Source organism: Streptomyces fulvoviolaceus, from assembly GCF_000718165.1.
Taxonomy (GTDB): Bacteria; Actinomycetota; Actinomycetes; order Streptomycetales; family Streptomycetaceae; genus Streptomyces; species Streptomyces fulvoviolaceus.
This window is the reverse complement of sequence record NZ_JOEY01000001.1, coordinates 199,981-216,134: the sequence shown is the minus strand read 5'-3', so window position 1 is coordinate 216,134 and position 16,154 is coordinate 199,981. Positions and strand designations below refer to the sequence as shown.

At 71.3% G+C, this 16,154-nt stretch carries 14 protein-coding genes and 1 pseudogene; 10 read left to right on the top strand and 5 right to left on the bottom strand.

Annotated elements, in window-relative coordinates:
• The 6 genes from IG08_RS0101045 (at position 1) to IG08_RS0101020 (ending at position 6,536) form a co-directional block, all read left to right on the top strand.
• A complete protein-coding gene (locus IG08_RS0101045; protein WP_030594857.1) occupies positions 1-1,203 on the top strand; it encodes a DUF4190 domain-containing protein in 1,203 nt (400 codons plus the stop codon).
• Between the two features lie 147 nt (positions 1,204-1,350).
• The gene (locus IG08_RS0101040) at positions 1,351-2,103 is read left to right on the top strand and encodes a GntR family transcriptional regulator (RefSeq protein ID WP_030594855.1); all 753 of its coding nucleotides are present in this window, start codon (positions 1,351-1,353) and stop codon (positions 2,101-2,103) included.
• Positions 2,104-2,439: 336 nt separating this feature from the next.
• Positions 2,440-2,631, top strand: a complete 192-nt coding sequence (locus IG08_RS0101035; RefSeq protein WP_030594853.1) for an SPOR domain-containing protein — start codon at positions 2,440-2,442, stop codon at positions 2,629-2,631.
• Between the two features lie 45 nt (positions 2,632-2,676).
• The gene (locus tag IG08_RS0101030; protein WP_030594851.1) at positions 2,677-3,087 is read left to right on the top strand and encodes a (deoxy)nucleoside triphosphate pyrophosphohydrolase; all 411 of its coding nucleotides are present in this window, start codon (positions 2,677-2,679) and stop codon (positions 3,085-3,087) included.
• A gap of 121 nt (positions 3,088-3,208) precedes the next feature.
• Positions 3,209-3,616: an ATP-binding protein gene (locus tag IG08_RS0101025; RefSeq protein WP_030594849.1), complete on the top strand. Its 408-nt coding sequence runs from the start codon at positions 3,209-3,211 to the stop codon at positions 3,614-3,616.
• Between the two features lie 295 nt (positions 3,617-3,911).
• Positions 3,912-6,536, top strand: a complete 2,625-nt coding sequence (locus IG08_RS0101020) for a SpoIIE family protein phosphatase (protein WP_030594847.1) — start codon at positions 3,912-3,914, stop codon at positions 6,534-6,536.
• A 162-nt stretch (positions 6,537-6,698) separates the two neighbouring features.
• Here the strand turns inward: IG08_RS0101020 and IG08_RS0101015 are convergent, their stop codons facing one another.
• Entirely contained in the window at positions 6,699-8,345 is a 1,647-nt protein-coding gene (locus tag IG08_RS0101015; RefSeq protein WP_420823272.1) for a hypothetical protein, read from the bottom strand.
• A 155-nt stretch (positions 8,346-8,500) separates the two neighbouring features.
• Here IG08_RS0101015 and IG08_RS53820 point away from each other — a divergent pair.
• From IG08_RS53820 to IG08_RS0100995, 4 genes and pseudogenes are all read left to right on the top strand, one after another.
• Positions 8,501-9,690, top strand: a pseudogene (locus IG08_RS53820) (glycoside hydrolase family 18 protein).
• 43 nt (positions 9,691-9,733) lie between these two features.
• Positions 9,734-10,726 (top strand): phosphotransferase family protein, encoded by a 993-nt coding sequence (locus IG08_RS0101005; RefSeq protein ID WP_030594843.1) that lies wholly within the window; start codon positions 9,734-9,736, stop codon positions 10,724-10,726.
• Positions 10,723-11,040 carry a hypothetical protein gene (locus IG08_RS0101000; RefSeq protein WP_030594841.1) on the top strand — a complete coding sequence of 106 codons (318 nt, stop codon included), beginning with the start codon at positions 10,723-10,725 and terminating at the stop codon, positions 11,038-11,040. The genes IG08_RS0101005 and IG08_RS0101000 overlap by 4 nt, the downstream gene beginning before the upstream one ends.
• 121 nt (positions 11,041-11,161) lie before the next feature.
• Positions 11,162-12,088 (top strand): class I SAM-dependent methyltransferase, encoded by a 927-nt coding sequence (locus IG08_RS0100995; protein ID WP_030594839.1) that lies wholly within the window; start codon positions 11,162-11,164, stop codon positions 12,086-12,088.
• Here the strand turns inward: IG08_RS0100995 and IG08_RS0100990 are convergent.
• The 4 genes from IG08_RS0100990 to IG08_RS0100975 are packed head-to-tail and all read right to left on the bottom strand — an operon-like array spanning position 12,080 to position 15,950.
• Positions 12,080-12,856: a succinate dehydrogenase/fumarate reductase iron-sulfur subunit gene (locus IG08_RS0100990; protein ID WP_030594836.1), complete on the bottom strand. Its 777-nt coding sequence runs from the start codon at positions 12,854-12,856 to the stop codon at positions 12,080-12,082. The genes IG08_RS0100995 and IG08_RS0100990 overlap by 9 nt on opposite strands.
• Positions 12,853-14,805, bottom strand: a complete 1,953-nt coding sequence (locus tag IG08_RS0100985; RefSeq protein WP_030594832.1) for a fumarate reductase/succinate dehydrogenase flavoprotein subunit — start codon at positions 14,803-14,805, stop codon at positions 12,853-12,855. The genes IG08_RS0100990 and IG08_RS0100985 overlap by 4 nt, the downstream gene beginning before the upstream one ends.
• Positions 14,805-15,641 (bottom strand): hypothetical protein, encoded by an 837-nt coding sequence (locus IG08_RS0100980; protein WP_030594829.1) that lies wholly within the window; start codon positions 15,639-15,641, stop codon positions 14,805-14,807. Before IG08_RS0100980 ends, IG08_RS0100985 begins: the two co-directional genes overlap by 1 nt.
• Positions 15,642-15,659: 18 nt before the next feature.
• Positions 15,660-15,950: a hypothetical protein gene (locus IG08_RS0100975; protein ID WP_030594826.1), complete on the bottom strand. Its 291-nt coding sequence runs from the start codon at positions 15,948-15,950 to the stop codon at positions 15,660-15,662.
• Positions 15,951-16,154: the final 204 nt, after the last annotated feature.

Sequence of the window (16,154 nt, the reverse complement as noted above, 5' to 3'; positions counted from 1 at the left end):
GTGTCCATACCCCCGCCCCCCGGGCCCCAGCAGCCGTACCAGGCCCCGGACCCGTACGGGCCGCCGTCGGGACAGCCGTATGGGCAACAGCCGTATGGACAGCCGCCGTACGGTCCGCCGTACCAGACCTGGGGGCAGGGCTACAGCCCGTACACCCGCCCCTCCCCGGTCAACGGCCTCGCCATCGCCTCCCTCGTGCTCGGCCTCCTGTGCTGCATTCCGGCCGCGGGACTCGTGCTGGGGGTGATCGCGCTGGTCCAGATCAGGAAGAAGGGCCAGTCGGGCAAGGGGATGGCGATCGCGGGGTCGATCCTGTCGTCCGTGGGGCTCGCGCTGTGGATCCTGGCGCTCGCCACGGGCGGCCTGTCCGAGATGTGGGAGGGATTCAAGGAGGGCGCGAAGGAGGGTACGGACTTCTCCGTCGTGAAGGGGCAGTGCTTCAACACGGTGGGCGGCTCGCTCGAGGGCCTGACCTACGACGTCGACGAGGTGCCCTGCGCGGGCGAGCACGACGGCGAGGTGTTCGGCGAGTTCCGGCTGACCGGGTCCGCCTTCCCCGGCGACGGCGGGGTCTCCGTCGCCGCCGACGAGAAGTGCTACCCGCTCCAGGACGCCTACGCCATGGACAGCTGGGCGCTGCCCGAGGACGTGGACGTGTACTACTTCGGCCCCACCCGGACGAGTTGGCGCCTCGGTGACCGCGAGGTCACCTGCATCTTCGGCAACACGGACGAGACGGCCGGCCTGACCGGCTCGCTGCGGGCCGACGAGACCACGCTCGACGCCGACCAGGTCGCCCTCCTGAAGGCCCTCAACACCGTCGACGCGACGCTCTACGAGGAGCCCGAGGACTACCCGGAGGACGACCTGCCGGGCTACCAGGAGTGGTCCGAGGACGTCCACGACGTCCTCGGCGACCAGATCGAGGCGCTGCGCGCGCACTCCTGGCCGAGTGACACCGAGAAGTCCGTCACCGCGCTGATCAAGGACATGGAGGGCGCGCAAAAGGAGTGGGCGAAGGCCGCCGTCGCCGACGACCCGGACGCCTTCTACACGCACTACGACAAGGGCTACGCGTACGTCGACGGCCCCACCACGGTCACCGCACGCGAGGCTCTGGGGCTGGCCTCCGACCCTCCGTCGTACGACGAGGACTACGACAGCGGGGACAGCGGCTCGGACGGCAGCGAGCTGGATGTGTGATCGCGGCCATAGCGGGGAGAAAGTGCCTGCGTAAAGCCCTCCACCAGCACAAGTCATCACATCGAGTGATTCTCTGGCCTTTGCTTGCATGGCGGAACCCACGGTTGCCAGGCTGTAGCTGTCTGTACAACCTGATGGGAGCGGCCAGTGACATTCGGTGAGCAGCCGGCGTATCTGCGTGTCGCGGGTGATCTCCGCAAGAAGATCGTCGACGGTTCGCTGCCACCGCACACCCGCCTCCCGTCCCAGGCCAGAATCCGCGAGGAGTACGGCGTCTCGGACACCGTCGCCCTCGAGGCGCGCAAGGTGCTGATGGCCGAGGGGCTGGTCGAGGGCCGCTCCGGCTCCGGGACCTATGTGCGCGAGCGGCCCGTGCCGCGCCGTATCGCCCGCTCCGGGTTCCGTCCGCCCGCCGGTGCCACGCCCTTCCGTCAGGAGCAGGCCGACGGCGAGACGCGCGGCACCTGGGAGTCCAGCAGCGAGCAGGTCGAGGCGAGCGTCGCCATCGCCGAGCGGCTCGCCGTCCGGCCCGGCGACCGCGTGATGTGCACGAAGTACGTCTTCCGGGACGCCGGCGAGGTGATCATGCTCTCCACCTCCTGGGAGCCCCTCGCGGTGACCGGCCGTACGCCCGTGATGCTGCCCGAGGAGGGCCCGCTCGGCGGCATGGGCGTCGTCGAGCGGATGGCGGCCATCGACGTCGTCGTGGACAACGTCACCGAGGAGGTCGGCGCCCGCCCCGGCCTCGCCGAGGAACTGCACACGCTCGGCGGCGTCCCCGGCCATGTCGTCCTGGTCGTCCACCGCACCTACTACGCCTCCGGTCGTCCGGTGGAGACGGCCGACGTGGTCGTCCCGGCCGACCGCTACCGGGTCGCGTACCACCTTCCGGTGAAGTAGCGCGGCGGTGAAGTAGCGCACACCCTCGGGGAGTTGTTCCCGGCGAGCCCTCAACCACCCCCGTTCCGAACGGCGTTCGAATTCGGCCGTTCTCGCAGGTCGACGCGGGCGCACCGACCACGCCGCTGACCGGACGTATCGCCGCGTGCCCGGGGCGCGTTCAGCGATGCGCGCCCCCTGCGGCGCGGGTCCGTCCTGGCTGGTTGCGTACCTCTTTGTGAAAACCCGTGTTCGCTGCGTAAAGGTTGGGCGTAGGCTCGGGCATATGCGGATTGCGGTTTCCTTAGCGGGTGGGGCTCGGCGCAGGCCGTGGGCGGGAAGGAGCGGTGGGGCGGGATGAACGACGGCACGATCACTCTTCCCTGGCTCGTCATACGGCAGGACGACAACGGCAATCGCTACCGAGTGGGCCGGTATGCGACCCGGGGTGAGGCGCAGAAGATCGCGGACAGCCTCGACAGCCGTGGACACAAGCAGCTCTACTGGGTCGAACGGATCAGCCCGAACGGCTCGAGCTCGGCGGACTGAGTCCGCCTTGCTGCACACCCGTCGTGCTCCCGTAGGCTCCGGCGCATGACGGAACGGATCGTGGTGGTGGGGGCCGCCCTGCTCGACGGCGGCCGCCTGCTCGCCGCGCGCCGCAGCGCACCCCCCGAACTGGCCGGCCGCTGGGAGCTGCCCGGCGGCAAGGTCGAGGAGGGTGAGACGCCCGAGGCGGCCCTCGTGCGCGAGCTGCGCGAGGAACTCGGCGTCGAGACCGAGGCCGTCGAGCGCATCCCGGGGGAGTGGCCCCTGAAGGCGCCGTACGTCCTGCGGGTGTGGACCGCCCGCCTGCTCCCCGGCTCCGCCGATCCCAAGCCTCTTCAGGACCACGACGAGCTGCGCTGGCTGGCCCCCGAGGAGATCTGGGACGTCGACTGGCTGGACCAGGATGTGCCCGCCGTGCGCGAGGTGGTCGCGCGTCTCGATGCCGGCGCGCGCTGATCACGTCGTACGCCGTTCGTGCCACAGTGCGCCGCCCCGGGCGGTACTACGCCCTGGATATCGGGTATGTGCCCATTAACCCCATGAAACCGGACATGGGTGAACTGGCTGGCCCCGGGATGTGATCGGCGTGATCGACACCGAAGGTGACTGCGCCGAGTGGTCATTCCCCGCGGACCCGGGCGCCGTACGCGCCGCCCGCGCGGCCGTCCGCGGCCGACTGTGCGACTGGGACCTCGACAGCCTCGCCGACATCACGGCGCTGCTGGTCAGCGAGCTCGTGACCAACTCCCTGCGGCACGCCACGGGTCCCATCGGCGTACGCCTGGTGCGCCCCGCGGGCCTGGACGACGTCCTGCTCGTCGAGGTCTCCGACCCGCTCCCCGACCCACCCCGCGAGCGCGCCGCCCAGCCCGAGGACGAGAGCGGCCGCGGCCTGCAACTGGTCGCCCACTCCTCGCGCCGCTGGGGCACCCGGCCCGGGGCGGCGGGCAAGACGGTGTGGTTCGAACTGGCGGTGCCGGGATGAACCGGAGCAGCGTGGGGATGATCCGGAGGTGCCTCCCGGCCGCCCGGGCGCTGTACGTCCGCATCCGCACTGTCCAGCGAATGGTTCAGGCCAGTGGCGGTTGTCGGAACGCGGGATTCGACGAGGTGTCCGCTGGTTAGAAGACTGGAAGTGTTGTCGCGGCACGGACCGAAATCCATCGGGATCGTGCTGTGATCGTGAACACCGTGTTGTGCGGCGCCGTAGTGCTGGATACTGCGGGCAGCCGCCCCCGGTGACCGGTGCCGGACGCGGTGAGCTGGAGGGGACGGTTCGCGTGAGCGAGATACCAGCGAAGGCCACGGAGTCGGAGGACCCGTCGGACGGCGCGAGGGCGGAGGCCGCGGATGATGCCGCGGCGGGAATCCGCTCCACCGACGTGCCGCCGGGTGACCCCGTGTGGCAGAGCAGTCCGCCCGGCTCCATCTACGACTACATCAAGGTCGCGTCCTTCTCCATCGGCCCCGACGGGCTGGTCGACCAGTGGAGCCTGCGCGCCGAGCAACTCTTCGGCATCCCCGCCGAGCACGCCGTCGGCATGGACCCCATCGAGGCGTTCATCGACCCGGACCTGCGTGAGCAGGGCCAGCGCAAGATGGCGGAGATCCTGGACGGCCGCGAGTGGACCGGTGTGGTCCCCTTCCGGGTGCCCGAGGCGGCCCGGGCGGAGCGCGGCGACGAGGGCCTCGCCGAGGTCTACGTCATGCCGACGCGGACCGAGGAGGGCGACAAGGCCGCAGTCTGCATCGTCGTGGACGTGCGCACCCTGCGCAGCATCGAGACCGATCTCGCCGCCTCGCAGTCGATTTTCGGCCAATCTCCCTTCGGCTTTATCCTGATCGACCCCGATCTGCGGGTCCGCCGTGTCAACGAGCGGTTCGCCTCGGTTTTCGGCGGTACCCCGGACGACCACCGCGGCATGGGCGTCCACGACTATCTGCCCCGTCCCGAGGCCGAGCGGGTCGTCGCCACGCTCCGGCGGGTCCTGGAGACCGGCAACTCCATCACGGACATGCACGTCACGGGCTTCGTGCCGGGATCCGACGAGCGCCGCCACTGGTCGATCAACCTCTACCGCGTGCACAGCGGCTCCGGCCGCCCCATCGGCATCGCCTGGCTCGGGACCGACGTCACCGCCCGCCGCGCCGCCGCCCGGGAAGCGGCCTCCGCACGGCGCAATCTCGCCCTTCTGAACGAGGCCGGCGCCCGCATCGGCAACTCCCTCGACCTGGAGACCACGGCCCGCGAACTCCTCGACGTGGTCGTCCCCGGCTTCTGCGACCTGGCGACGGTCGACCTCTACCAGGGCCTGCTGGCCGGCGACGAGACCCCGCCGGGCCTGGCCGACGGCAGCGCGGAACTCCGCCGCGTCGCCTTCGCCAGTGCGGTGTCCGACGCGCCCTTCACCGGCTCCGGCGACCCCGTGGCGGTCGGCGCCGTCCACCACTTCCCCTTCAACTCGCCCTGCGCGGACGCCCTGCGCACCGCCCGCCCGCTGTTCATCCCGGCCGAGGAGGGCGGCCTCGTGCAGTCCATGCTCGCCGTGCCGATGGTCGCCCACGACACGGTCGTAGGCCTCGTGCAGTTCGCCCGGACGAAGGGCAGCGAGCCGTTCGGGGACCGGGACCGGGATCTGGCGGTGGAGCTGGCGGCGCGGGCGGCGGTCTGTATCGACAACGCGCGGCTGTACCGGCGCGAGCACGAGCGGGCGTTGATCCTGCAGCGGTCCCTGCTGCCCCCGGGCGACCCGGTCGCCTCCGGTCTCGACATCGCCTGCCGCTACCTGCCCGGCAACTCCTCCTCCGACCGGCCCAGCGAGGTCGGCGGCGACTGGTTCGACGTGATCGAACTGCCCGGACACCGTACGGCGTTGGTGGTCGGGGACGTCATGGGGCGGGGGCTCCGGGCGGCGGTCGCGATGGGTGAACTCAGGTCCGCCGTACGAACACTGGCGCTCCTGGACCTCGAACCGGCCGAAGTGCTGAGCGCGTTGGACGAGATCGCCCGCGGCCTCGGCGCCCCCGGCGGCGTCCAGCAGGCGACCCGCGCGGCCCGCCGCCCCCGCGAGGCGGACCTGTCGGAGGTGTACCTCGCGACCTGCGTGTACGCGGTCTACGACTCGGTGACCCGCAGATGCACCTTCGCCAACGCCGGGCATCTGCCCCCGGTGCTGGTCGAACCCGGCGAGGCGGCGCTGATGCTGGACGTCCCGCCGGGCATGCCGCTCGGCGTGGGCGGGGAGCCCTTCGAGGAGGTGGAGGTCGAACTACCCGAAGGCGCCCTGCTCGCGCTCTACACGGATGGACTGGTCGAAAGCCGCGATCACCCCCTGGACGAGGGCCTCCAGGCCTTCGTGGGGGCACTGACGGACCCCTCCAGCCCCTTGGAGGACGTCTGCGACCACGTCCTGAACACCCTCGACACCCATCATGGCGAGGACGACATCGCGCTGTTGATGGCACGTGTCCAGGGCCTGCCGGCCAACTCCGTCGGCGACTGGACGCTGCCGCGCGAGCCGCGCAGCGTGGGCAAGGCGCGGGAGTACGCCCGCGGCCAGCTCATCAGCTGGGACCTGGAACCCCTGGTCGACACGACGGAACTGCTGGTCAGCGAGCTGGTCACGAACGCCCTGCGGTACGGCGAGGGCGACATCAGACTGCGCCTCCTCCTGGACCGCACGCTGGTCTGCGAGGTCTGGGACTCCGGTCTCGTCCAACCGCGCCGCCGTCGCGCCCGCGACACGGACGAGGGCGGCCGGGGCCTCCAGCTGGTCGGCCTGCTCAGCGCGGCCTGGGGCTCCCGGCGCACACCCCGCGGCAAGACGGTGTGGTTCGAACTCCCGCTCCCCGACGGGGAGAACGGGCTGGCGGATCCGGCGGAGGCGTTGCTGAGCCTGTTCTAGGGGTTTCGTCCTCCCACCCGCACCACCCGCACCACCCGCACCACCCGCGCTGCTCTCGTGGTCGAGTCCGGGCGGGTGGCCCCTGGGGCTCGTCGCCGGCGGCGGCTGCCGGGCCGATGGGTGGCGAGTCGGCAGGGATGCCGCTGCCTCTGCGTCGGGAGGTCAGACGGGAGGGGCCCCGCGTCTGGCCCGGGTGCCTGGCCCGCCGAAGCTCGCGGGCGCCCCGCCGTCCGGCTCGCCGCCCAGCAGGACCCCGCCGAGGACGGCCCCGGCGGCCCCGCTCTCGTGCTCGGCGGCGCCGGCGAGCGGATTGCCGTGCACCCGTACGTCCTGTTCGGCGAGTTCGTGGGCCTGCCGGGCCAGGGCGTCGATGTGCACCAGCTGGGTGAGGGTCGCGGCTTCGGTCCGCTCCTGTGCGGCCGCCGCGAGTTGGATGCGGGCCTCTGCGCCCACCCCGCCCCGGTGCGTGGCGACGAAGCCGTCCGCGGCGGCGGTGGCGCTGCGCGCGGTGAGCCGCGCGACCGCCGGGAGGACCCCGGCCCGACCGGTGGCGACCGGTGCGAGGGCCCCCACGATCCGGCGCAGGACGTCCAGTGGGTCGTACGGCTGCCCGCCGGTCAGTTCCTGCCGTACGACGGCCAGCACGGCGTCGGCGTGGAGGCACCGCGACCGGAGCTCGCCGACGGGGATGCCCAGGAGGGCGTCCGGGAGCTCCGGCCGCGGGGCCGGTTCCAGCGCCTCGGCCGCGTCCGCCGCCCTGCTCCCGCTCGCGATCGCATCCGCCCCGGCCTCCGGCACCGCACCCGCCGGCTGCTCCCACTCCCCGATGTCCGGCAGCACCCCTCGCACCCCCGCCAGCTCCGCCTCCGCGCCCGTCAACGCGGCCGGCACCAGGCTCGCGGCCGTCGCCAGCTCCCCGGTGAGGCGGTCGACGGCGGTCAGGAGGATCGCGGCCTGGTCGACGGCGCCCTCGGCGGCGCGCAGGTGGCGGGCGGCGCGTTCGTGGTCGCCGAGGTCGGTGGCCTGGCGGGCCTGGTTGAGGCGGAGGGTGGTGAACACGAGGCGGTCCTTGGCCTGTTCGACGTATCCCGTGACCGGGGCGGTGGCGGAGGGCGCGTACCGCCGGCCGAGGTCCGCGAGGGGCGCCTCTACGGCCGCGGTACGCCCGGCGAGCTCCCGGAACCGTGTCTCCGCGACCGTCAGCGCCTCGCCGATCGCGCGTTCCAGGGCCCGCAGTTGGTCGAACGCGGCCGCCTCCGCGTCCAGCCGCCGCCCGGCCTCCTCGCACCGCCCGACGATCCCGGCGAGCACATGCCGCCGGGACGCCTCGTCCTCCGGAACCCCGTCGTCGTACTGCTTCCGTATCCGAAAGGCGGCGGACAGCTCGCCCTCCGCGTCCCGCAGGGCCCGCACGAAGGTCTCGACGGCCGCCGCCCCGAACCGGGCCTCGGCGAAGCCGAGTTCCTCGCGGCTGGTACGGACGCAGTCGTCGGCCTCGACGAGCAGGGCGCGGGCGAGGTCGTCGTGCTCGGCGGGTGGGGCGGCGGTAGCCGGTGCGACAGGGCCGACGCCGGGAGTCGTACGGGTCCGAGCCCGCCGGGTGCGCCGCACGTACCCGTACCCCGCGAGCGCCCCCACCGCCCCCACCGCGACGAGCGGCAGCACGAGGTCGGCGGCGGACGTCCCCTCCTCCTCCGGCGCGGCGGCACTCGCGACCGGCCCGGCATGCGTCCCTGCAACCGGGGCGTCGTTTGTGATCGTCCTGCACGGCAACACCAGCCACACGGCCCCGACCACCCCACCCACCACGACATGCGCCACCCGCACGGATATGTGCGAGCGGCCACGCCGCGGCCGGCCCCGGATCAAGGATGACGTCACATTTCGGAGCGTATGAGCAGGAATGCGACGGCGCGACCGGGGTGGGGTGGGCGGGGTAGGCGGACAGGGGAGGGGGACACGTGATGGAACATGAACGTGCAGGGGGTACGGGGACGGGCGCGGAGCCCGCTGCTGCGGGGCAGGGACAGGAGCCCGACGCGCCGCGACCCACCGACCCGGAAGCCGCCGACGGAGACGGGCCCCCACCGGAGCCACCCGTACCCGACGGCGAAAGCGGTACGGGCGGTGCGGGTGGGAAAACGAAAAAATGGCCCCGCAGAGCCCGCCGCACGGCGCTCGCCCTCGTGCTGGTCCTCCTTCTACCGCTCCTCGCCGCCGGCATCGCCCTCCGCGTCAACTACGCCGGCGACCCCGCGGAAGGGACGTACACCCGGAACAAGGACGCGATCTGGCTCGGTCACGCCTGGGTCGACGGCCGGAAGACCGACGCGGACGTCACCGCCCTCGCCCGCCGCCTGCAGGACACCGGCATCCGAGACCTCTACGTCCACGCGGGCCCCCTGGAACACGACGGCACGCTCCCCAAGTCGGCGTACCCCAGGGCCCGTTGGCTCATATCGGCCGTACACCGCGCGGCATCCGGGTCCAGGCCTGGCTCGGCGACAACCTGGCCACCGAGACCCCCGACGGCCTGCACCTCGCCGACGCGGCGGCCCGCACCGCCGTCGTTCAGTCCACCCGCGAGATCCTCGCCACCGGCTTCGACGGCGCCCACTTCGACCTCGAGCCGCTCCACTCCGGCGACAAGAACTACCTCTCCCTCCTCGACGCCCTGCACAAGGTCACCGAGGCCGCCGACGTCCCCCTCTCGGTCGCGGCCCACCAGATCGACCCGCTCCCCGCGCTCCACTCCGTCGCGGGCGCGCTCACGGGCCACCCCAAGTGGTGGTCGCAGGAGTTCTTCGGGCAGGTCGCGCGCCGCGTCGACCAGATCGCCGTGATGTCGTACGACACGGCCATGCCCCTGCAGAGCCTGTACGGCGGCTACGTCGCCCAGCAGACCTCGCTCGCCCTCGAAGTGACCCCGCCCTCGACCGACCTGTTGATGGGCCTGCCCTTCTTCCACGAGACCAAGCTCGGCCACCGCGCGGCCGCCGAGACGGTCCCCGCCGCCGTCCGGGGCGTCCGTCTGGGCCTGTCCCGCACGGACGCGGACCGCGAGAACTTCGGCGTCGCCCTGTACGTCGACTTCGCGGCGACGGAGGCGGACTGGACGGCGTACGAGAAGGACTGGGTGCACCGAGGGCGCTGAAAACCACCTGCGGCAGGCCGACCGGGCTGCGACGATCTGCCGAATGACCGCCACCCGCAGGCTCCTCACCCGCGACGACCTGGCCCCTTTCGCCAAAGCCGCCGTGGGCCCCCGGCGCATCCTCGCCTCCACCACCCGCCTCCGCGGCGGCTCCAAGAAGGGCGCCTACCGCCTCACCTTCGACGACGACACCACGGCCATCGCCTACGTCTGGTCCGCCGACGAGGACTACTGGGACGCGGGGGCGCCCGATCACCGAGACCCCTTCTCCCACGGAACCGGCTTCGATCTGTTCACCGCGGCGCACCACCGCCTGACCGCGGCCGGCGTCCGCACGCCCCGGCTTCTGCACGCCGACCCCACGCATACGCACCTCCCGGCTGAGGCGGTGGTCGTGGAGGACATGACGGGCGGCAGTCTGGAGGAGGCACTGGAACGGGACCCGGTCGCCGGCCGCGCCGTCCTGGAACGCCTGGCCGCCCAGCTCGCGACCCTCCACGCCCACGAAGGCCCGACCTTCGGCAAGGTCGCCCTGATCGACAACGGCGGTGCCTCGTCGGCGAGTTCCTGCGAACAGCGCGTCGCCGACGGCGCCCTGCGTGACCTCGCGGAGGCCGCTGGACGGGACGCGCGGATCGCCGCTGTGGAGGACGAACTGGCGGCCGGGGTGCGGGAGCTGGCCGCCGCGGTCCGGCCCCGCACCCGCCCCTACGCCCTCATCCACGGCGAACTCGGCCCGGACCACGTCCTGTTGGACGCCGACGGCAACCCCGCCCTCATCGACATCGAAGGCCTGCTGTACTTCGACGTGGAGTGGGAGCATGTCTTCCTGAGAATCCGCTTCGGCCCGCGCTACGACGCCCTCCGCGTCCCGGGCCTGGACGAGAACCGCCTCCGCCTCTACCGGCTGGCGATGCACCTCAGCCTCGTCGCGGGCCCCCTCCGCCTCCTCGACGGCGATTTCCCACGGCCGGGTCCGATGCGGGCCATCGCCGAGTCGAATCTCTTGTGTGTGCTGGATCTGGTGGAACGATGACCGGCATGCACAAGGAGCTGGTCATAGCGGGCGTACTGGTGGTGACGACCGGAGTGGTGTTCAGTGCGCTCGCGATCATCACCGGCTGGATCCTCCCGGGACCGGGGCGCGCCAAGATCCTCCGGCCCCGGGTGTGGGGGTACGGCACGCTGGTCTCCACGGCCGGGACCGGGGTGTTCATGTTCCTCGGCCCGTTCGGGGCACCCGACGGTCACTACGCCTCGTTCGCGGTGGCCGGCCTGGCCGTGACCTTCGCGGGCCTGTACGTGCAGTACCTGGCCCAGCGCCCGGGCCGGGACGCGCCGACGGCGTAACCCTCCCCTCGCCCAGACGTCATGCTCGCTTTCCCCTTGCGAGGGCCCCCGTTTGTTGTGGACGCGCTGTGAGCCCCCTAGCGTCCACTACTTCGCCTATCCCTGTGAGGGTCACACACCCATGCGAGCGTTACTCACCAGCAAGGTGGCCCGGCGCGCCCTGCGCCCGATCGCCGAACTCATCGACCAGCGCGTGGAGCGCCAGGTCCGCCGCGTCCTCGGGGAATCCGCCCGCGCCGACGTGTCGCAGCAGGAGCTGAAGAAGCTGCGCAACCGCCAGCGGCCGCTTGAACTGTTCTTCGACGGAACCGGGCGCGGTGCGTCACGGCTGCCGTCGGCTCCTCATCTCACCCGCACGATCACGGAGTTGGCGGAGGCGACCGGCCGGGACAGGGATGCGGCCGAGCGCAATGTGGCCCAGGCGTTCCGGCTGCTCATCGCGATGGAGGCGCTCGGCGTCGGCCGGATCGCGGGCGGCACGATGAACATCGTGGGCAAGCTCTCCGCCGTACCGCTGCTCGACCCGCCGAACGACGAGATCCTCGAGATCGGCACCCTGTACGGGATGTTCGGGGCCGCGCTGATCCGGATGATGGAGCGGGCGGGGCGTGCGCCGAGCCTGACCATCGTCGACCCGCTCGCCGGCACGCAGCTCCAGCCCGGCACCACCATGGGCAACGACGCCTCCGGCACCCCGGTGAACGGCGCGGCCGTACGCACCAATCTGGCGCTCGTGGGAGCGGCCGGTGCCGCCGCCCGGATCCAGCAGGGCTTCTCCGAGGACCCCGAGGTGCGTGCCCTGGTCTCCGACCGCTCCTACGGCGTGATCATCGTCGACGGCGACCACTCCGCCGCCGGTGTCGCCGCCGACCTGGAGTGGGCCGAGCAGATCGTCGCGCCCGGCGGCGTCGTCGTACTCGACGATTTCGGGCACCCCAAGTGGCCTGGCATCAAGGAGGCGTTCGAGAAGCACATGGCCGGGAACACCCGGTTCACCTTCCTCGGCCAGGTGGCGCACTCGGGGTACCTGAGGGCCGCCTCAGCCTGACGACGACCGCCGCATGATCTTGTTCCCCAGCCACACGATCGGGTCGTACTTGCGGTCAACAGCCCTTTCCTTCAAGGGAATCAGCGCATTGTCCGTGATCTTGATGCCCTCGGGGCAGACCTCCGTGCAGCACTTGGTGATGTTGCAGTAGCCGAGCCCGTGCTCGTCCTGGGCGGTCTTCTTGCGGTCGAGTCCGTCCTCGGCGGCCGCGTCCAGGGGGTGCATGTCCAGCTCGGCCACCCGCATCAGGAAGCGCGGCCCGGCGAAGGCCGTCTTGTTCTCCTCGTGGTCGCGGACCACATGGCAGGTGTCCTGGCACAGGAAGCACTCGATGCACTTGCGGAACTCCTGCGAACGGTCCACGTCCTCCTGCATCATCCGGTACTCACCGGGACCCAGATCGGACGGCGGCACGAACGCCGGAACCTCGCGCGCCTTGGTGTAGTTGAAGCCGACGTCCGTCACCAGGTCCCGTACGACCGGGAAGGCCCGCAGCGGTGTGACGGTGATCGTCTCCTCGCGGGTGAACACCGACATCCGGGTCATGCACATCAGCCGGGGCCGCCCGTTGATCTCGGCGGAGCACGAACCGCACTTGCCCGCCTTGCAGTTCCAGCGCACCGCCAGATCGGGTGCCTGGGTGGCCTGGAGGCGGTGGATGATGTCCAGCACCACCTCGCCGTCGTTGACCTCGACCTTGAAGTCCTCCAGGTCACCGCCCTTCACATCGCCCCGCCACACCTTGAAGTGGGCCGTGTAGCCGCTCATTCGTACAGCTCCTCTTCGGCGAGGTACTTGACCAGCTCCTCCTTGTCGAAGAGGGCGAGCAGGTCGGCGCGGACGGGTTCGGTGGTCTCTCGTACGAGGTCGATCTGGCCGTGGACCGGGTCCGTGGCCGCCAACCCGCCCGTCGGGTCGGTGAGCCCGCACAGCAGGTTGATACGGCGCCACTTGCGGTCCATCCCCGGATGGTCCTCGCGGGTGTGGCCGCCGCGCGACTCGGTGCGCTCCAGCGCGGCCCGGGCCACGCACTCGCTGACCAGGAGCATGTTCCTGAGGTCCAGCGCGAGGTGCCAGCCGGGGTTGAACTGCCGGTGCCCCTCGACCCCGGCCCGCCGGGCCCGTACCCGCAGATCGGCCAGCTTCTCCAGCGCCTGCTCCATCTCGGCCTCGCGGCGGATGATGCCGACGAGGTCGTTCATGGCCTGCTGGAGTTCCTGGTGGAGGGTGTACGGGTTCTCGGGCGGGCGTCCGTCTGCCTCCTTTGGCTCTCCCGGCGCCGGTCCCTCGGCGGAGAAGGGGCGTAGCGCCTCCGCCGCGGCCGTGTCGACCTGGACGTCGTCCACGGGCGGGCGGTCCGCCGCGAGGCCCGTCGCGTACTCGGCCGCGTGCCAGCCCGCCCGGCGCCCGAACACCAGCAGGTCGGACAGTGAGTTCCCGCCGAGGCGGTTCGAGCCGTGCATACCGCCCGCGACCTCGCCGGCCGCGAACAGCCCCGGCACCCCGCGGGCCGCCGCAGTGTCGGACTCGACCGCGATGCCGCCCATCACGTAGTGACAGGTCGGCCCGACCTCCATCGGCTCGGCGGTGATGTCGACGTCGGCCAGTTCCTTGAACTGGTGGTACATGGACGGCAGTCGGCGCTTGATGACCTCAGCGGGCATCCGGGTCGACACGTCCAGGAAGACGCCGCCGTGCGGGGAGCCGCGGCCCGCCTTCACCTCGGAGTTGATCGCGCGGGCGACCTCGTCGCGGGGGAGCAGCTCGGGCGGGCGCCGGTTGTTGTCGGGGTCCTCGTACCAGCGGTCGCCCTCCTCCTCGGACTCGGCGTACTTCTCCTTGAAGACGTCGGGGACGTAGTCGAACATGAACCGCTTGCCCTCGGAGTTCCTGAGCACCCCGCCGTCACCGCGCACGGACTCGGTCACCAGGAGGCCCTTGACCGACGGCGGCCAGATCATGCCCGTCGGGTGGAACTGCACGAACTCCATGTTCAGCAGGGGCGCTCCGGCCAGCAGCGCCAGCGCGTGGCCGTCGCCCGTGTACTCCCACGAGTTCGACGTCACCTTGAAGGACTTGCCGATGCCGCCCGTCGCGATCACGACGGCGGGCGCTTCGAGGACGAGGAAACGGCCGGTCTCCCGGTCGTAGGCGAAGACACCGGAGACCCGGCGCCCGTCCTTCAGGACCCGGGTGACCGTGCACTCCTGGTACACCTTCAGCCGGGACTCGTAGTCGCCGGTCTCCTTGAAGTCCTCCTGCTGCAACGACACGATCTTCTGCTGGAGCGTGCGGATGAGTTCGAGACCCGTGCGGTCGCCGACGTGCGCGAGGCGCGGGTACTCGTGGCCGCCGAAGTTGCGCTGCGAGATCCGGCCGTCCTTCGTACGGTCGAAGAGGGCGCCCCAGGTCTCCAGCTCCCAGACCCGGTCCGGGGCCTCCTGCGCGTGCAGTTCGGCCATCCGCCACTGGTTCAGGAACTTGCCGCCGCGCATGGTGTCGCGGAAGTGGACCTGCCAGTTGTCGTGCTCGTTGGCATTGGCCATCGCCGCCGCGATGCCGCCCTCGGCCATCACCGTGTGCGCCTTGCCGAACAGCGACTTGCAGATCACGGCCGTACGGGCACCGCGCTCGCGTGCCTCGATGGCGGCGCGCAGCCCGGCGCCTCCCGCGCCGACCACGACGACGTCCCACTCCTGTCGGTCGACCACGGACATCAGAAGAACCTCGGATCGTCGAAAGCGCCGGAGGCGACCAGGAACACGTAGAAGTCGGCGAGCGCCACGCTCACCAACGACGCCCAGGCCAGCTGCATGTGACGGGCGTTCAGCTTGCCTACGAACTGCCATGCCCTGTAACGCACGGGATGCTTGGAGAAGTGCTTGAGCTTGCCGCCGACGATGTGCCGGCACGAGTGGCAGGAGACGGTGTACGCCCAGATCAGCGCGATGTTGACCAGGAACACGAGGGTGCCGAGGCCCATGTGGCCCCACGCGTAGTGCTCGTCGCGGAAGGCGAGCACGGTGTCGTAGGTCAGGATCCCGGCGACGGCGATCGCGGCGTAGAAGAAGTACCGGTGGATGTTCTGCAGCACCAGCGGGAAGCGGGTCTCGCCCGAGTACTTCTTGTGCGGCTCGGCCACCGCGCAGGCCGGCGGGGACGCCCAGAAGCCCCGGTAGTAGGCCTTGCGGTAGTAGTAGCAGGTCAGGCGGAAGCCGAGCGGGAAGATCAGGATGATGATCGCGGGGGAGATGCCCCACCAGCCGCCGAAGAGGTCCCAGTTGGGGCCGTGGCGCATCGGCTCGCAGCTGTCCGCCAGACAGGGGGAGTAGAAGGGCGAGACGTACGGCGCCGCGTAGTAGTAGGCGTTCGCGAACGCCCGCCAGGTCGAGTACACGATGAACGCGAGCAGACCGGCGGCCGTGGCGGCGGGGGCCAGCCACCAGCGGTCGGTGCGCAGGTGCGGGGCGTCGATCGCGGCGCGCGTACCGGTGCGTACGCCGCCGCGGAGCTTATGGGGGTCTGTGGCTGGAGGTTCCGTACCAGTGGCCAAGGGGGGACTCCGGTCGGGTCAGGGGGCGTGCCGGTCCCGGGCGCCGAGTCCCTCGTCGTCCGAGTCGATCCACAGTGAGTCGTCGTACGGGGTGTCGGGGATGGTGACGAGGTCGGGGCGCCGCTGCGAGGTCGGCGTGGCGGCCGCCTCGCGCAGCAGCGCGACGCTCTCGCGCAGGTGATCGGCGTCTGCGCGGACGCGGCGCATGTCCAGCCCGCCGCTGCCGATCTGCTGCTCCAGACGTCCGACCGACCGGGCCAGATCGTCGAGGCAACGCTGGACTGACGTCAGTTCGTCGTGCACGGACATGACGTACCTCACTTCCATCGGCCGTGCGGCCTTGGGTTGGCAACGTTCATGCGCCTGCGAGTGTTGCGCGTCACACCTGTCGGTGGGAAGGGACGTGCACCGATTGGCCGAGGCGCGTGGGTGCATCCCGCGGTGCGTTGCGCCGCACGGGTGGCGTTCCCGGCTGTTGTCGCCGTGTCGCCGTCCGTTGCCGAACCCTTTCCT